1 protein-coding gene, 1 tRNA gene and 2 pseudogenes are annotated in these 3,486 nt (G+C 61.7%); 1 reads left to right on the forward strand and 3 read right to left on the reverse strand.

Annotated elements, in window-relative coordinates:
- The 3 genes and pseudogenes from EOA38_RS31120 to EOA38_RS31130 all read right to left on the reverse strand — a co-directional run.
- A pseudogene (locus tag EOA38_RS31120) lies at positions 1-2,034 on the reverse strand (hypothetical protein); the annotation flags it as partial.
- Positions 2,035-2,513: 479 nt separating this feature from the next.
- Positions 2,514-2,589, reverse strand: a tRNA-Ala gene (locus EOA38_RS31125).
- Positions 2,590-2,752: 163 nt separating this feature from the next.
- The gene (locus tag EOA38_RS31130) at positions 2,753-3,151 is read right to left on the reverse strand and encodes a TIGR02300 family protein (protein WP_126090585.1); all 399 of its coding nucleotides are present in this window, start codon (positions 3,149-3,151) and stop codon (positions 2,753-2,755) included.
- Positions 3,152-3,345: 194 nt separating this feature from the next.
- Between EOA38_RS31130 and EOA38_RS31135 the strand changes: the two are divergent.
- A pseudogene (locus EOA38_RS31135) lies at positions 3,346-3,486 on the forward strand (3-phosphoshikimate 1-carboxyvinyltransferase); the annotation flags it as partial.

The raw sequence follows: 3,486 nt of genomic DNA on the forward strand, positions 1-3,486 counted from the left end.
CCCGCGGCCCCATGACCCGATGGCGGTGCTCCAGGCGGCAAAGCGATCTGTCGTGGCGGGAGCAAGTTCCGGTCCGTCCTCGGCGAAGGCCATCACGGGCAACGAAGCGGTGGCGCCGGTTCCGGAGAAGGCTGCGCGCAGCCGCTCGTTGATCACGTCGAGAACGAGGCGCGTGTCGTCGACCAGCGCTGTTTTCGCCGAAGCATGTATCTCGCCGCTCAACTGGTCGAAGGCGGCGCGGGTCGCCTCGGCATCACCTTGCAGGGCAATGGCGTTCCAGAGCGGATTGCCAGGCCCGGCGCCGTCGATGGCGCCCGCGACCGCCCGCTGGTTGGGCGTGATACCGACCTCAGCGAAGCCGATGTCGTTGCGCACGAGTTCCAGCGTCACGTCGTTCCCATCGCCTCCCGCATAGTCGAGCTTCTCGTCCAGGAACAGGAGGTTCCTGTTGACGGCGCCGAACACGCCGGCCACCGCATCCGTATTGTCGTTGTCGATGATGACGAAGGGTCCGTTGGAGATATTCCAGCTGGACGCCGCATTTGGCGACATAAGCAGGTCGAGGGTGGCGCCGGCGATGTCGACTGTGCCGGAGACCTTGACCTGGTCGGCCGCCTCGGGTGTCGCCTCGATCTGCAGAGCGCCATGGTTGGCGTAGTTTCCGGCAACGGTCTGCGTGCCGATCGAATTTCCGGGCGCATGCACGCCGCCGGTATCGATCGTCGTCGCCCCGACTGTCCCCGTGCCGCCCAGCCTGGCGCCCGTCCTTACAGTCACATTGCCGGTCAGGTTGCCGTTGACGGCTAGCGACCCACCGACCACTTCCATTCCGTCGACAAAGGTGGCGTCACCGCCGAGGACCCACTTTCCGCCGGCGGCATCAACCTGCGCTGACGCAAAATTCAGGAAGTTTCCCTGGAAGCTGCCGCTGCCCGAACCTGTCAGCAGCAGCGTATTGGTTCCGGCCTCGGCATCGATATTGCCTTCGACGGACGCGCCGGTTTCCAGCTTGAGGCTCGAGTTCCCCGAACCGAGCTTCACATCGCCGCTGATGATGCTTCCCTGAAGGAGGGACAGGTCGAACGATCCCGTCCCGCCCTGGATCGCCGCCGCCGCTCCGGTGATGGACGCATTCGCCACGCTCATCTGCGTCTTGCCGCTGCCGCCGAAGCGGACGCCGATACCGTTCGCGCTCGAAAGTCCGCCGGTGACGGAGCCGCCGCTGATGGAAACGGTCGTGTCTCCCGATGTCACGACGGACAGGCCGTGCGTGCCGCCATTGAGCGCGCCTGCCGTCTGCTTGAAGGATGCCGCACCGGTGGTCTGCAGCGCGACGGCATGCACGTTCGTCGCCGTGATCGTGCCTGAATTGGTGACGTCGGCGGTTCCCTGCGAAACGAACAGGCCGACATCGCGTCCCTCGATGGTCCCCGAATTGTCTGCCACGGCGTTGCCGTTTTGCAGCAGCACCGCATAGATGGGGGTGGAGAACGAATTGTCACCCTTGGCGGTGTAGGTGCCGCTGTTGGTGAAGGTGATGTTCCCGTGGCTCCAGAATCCCTGGCCGATGTTCGTAAACGCGACGGTTCCGGAATTGTCGAGCGATCCGCCAGCGTTCATGATGACGCCATAGCCGCCGCCGTTGCTTGAAACATTGGCTTTGTTGATGAAGCTTCCGGGCGTGGCCGAGGTTGCAAAGACGACGCCCCCCAGCATGGAGTTCCGGTTTTCGACTGTGCCCCCGGCAAGAACGTGCACGGCAATCCGACTGCCCGCGATCAGCCCGTCGTTCTGGACGTTTGCAGCGCCGCCTTCGATCACGACGCCCTTGCGTGAGCCTTCGACCTTGCCGGTCGAACTCACATTGACGGTTCCGCCCGCGCGCAGCCAGATGCCGTAAACCTCATTGTCCGCGTCAAGGACCTTGACGGAGCCGTCCACATTGACCGTCCACGCGCCCAGCCCGGGAGACATGTAGGGTTGAATGGCGTGATTGCCTCCCGACTGCGTCGTGACGGAACCTGTCTGCGTCACGTTGATGGTTCCCGTCGGATCTACGACGGACGACACCGGGACGGTACTTGCGGTCGAAATGGTGATCGTCTCGGCCCGGGCCTGGCTGACCCATATGCCCGCAGCGACTGCAATCAAGGATGCAGAAGAGCGGAGCAAGTTACTTGCAATAACCGCACTCTTCTCCAATCTTATTTTAGAATTTCCGAATAGATTCATGTAAGTCCCCCCGGAGCTTCAATGGGATATCGCATCGAGTCTCAGGAGGCGTCAAGCCGAAGCTTTTCACCTCACTTGAAGAAACTTCATGTGAGACTAGCTTCGACCCGCGATCTTCGACCTGTCAGGGAAAATGCCGAGTACGCAGCGGCACTAAAAGCGCGTCGCGACGAAACAGGTCAGGCGACGCGCTTTAAGTCTCTCGTCCAGGCGTTGCTGAATGCGCAGCTAAACCTCGGAAAGGGCGCAACTATTTTCGTGCATTGTTAGAAAGGACTGTTTGGTGGAGCCAATCGGAATCGAACCGACGACCTCTTGAATGCCATTCAAGCGCTCTCCCAACTGAGCTATGGCCCCACTCCGGCAGTCAGCCGGCGCCGTTTCCGGCGAAGAGATCCGGCGCGGCTGGGAACCGCGCCGTCGTTTAGTGCTGGCGGCTTCTAGCGCCGCCTTCGGTCAAGATCAAGCCTTGAAAAGCCGCTTTTTCGTCAAAGGCCAAAATGGCCGGCAACCGATCAAATCAGACCTCGTCCTCGTCGTCGCCAACGCCGATCATATCGGAGACGTCGTCGTCCTCTTCCTCTTCGTCGGCAAGGAAGGTGTCGTCGTCATCGTCGCCGAGATCGACATCATCATCCTCGTCGTCGCCGAGATCGGGCAGATCGCCGCCGCCGCCCTTGGTCTCTTCGTCCGCATCTTCCAGCGAGACGACTTCGGCGCCTTCTTCCTCGTCGGCCTCAGTTTCCTTGTCGGCGACCTCCTCGTCCTCCTCGATGGCGGAAATCTTGCCTTCATCGAAATAGGAGCGCGGATAGCTCTTGCCGGTATAGGGCGAGACGATCGGATCCTTGTTCAGGTCGTAGAATTTCCGGCCCGTTTCCGGGTCGACACGCTTTGTGCCAAGTTCAGGTTTTGCCACGGCAAGCCTCGTCAAAAAAAGAAGGGTCCCCATAACCGCAGTTTTCAGCGCTGTCAAAGCCAAAAGACATGTCCTGAGAACGTGCTTTTCAAAGGCCTGCGCGAGGGGATGACCATTGCCGCGCGCCGTGATACGAGACCGCCGCAACGTGACGAACCGAGCCGGCCCGGCCGGCATTTCATTTGGACGACAAGATGTCTCATTCCGCCGCCCCGAAGCCGGCCACGGCCCGCAAATCCCCAGCGCTAACCGGCGTGGCGCGGGTGCCGGGCGACAAGTCGATCTCGCACCGCTCCTTCATGTTCGGCGGCCTTGCCTCCGGCGAGACGCGCATC

Source organism: Mesorhizobium sp. M1E.F.Ca.ET.041.01.1.1 (assembly GCF_003997355.1).
In the GTDB taxonomy this organism is placed as follows: domain Bacteria; phylum Pseudomonadota; class Alphaproteobacteria; order Rhizobiales; family Rhizobiaceae; genus Mesorhizobium.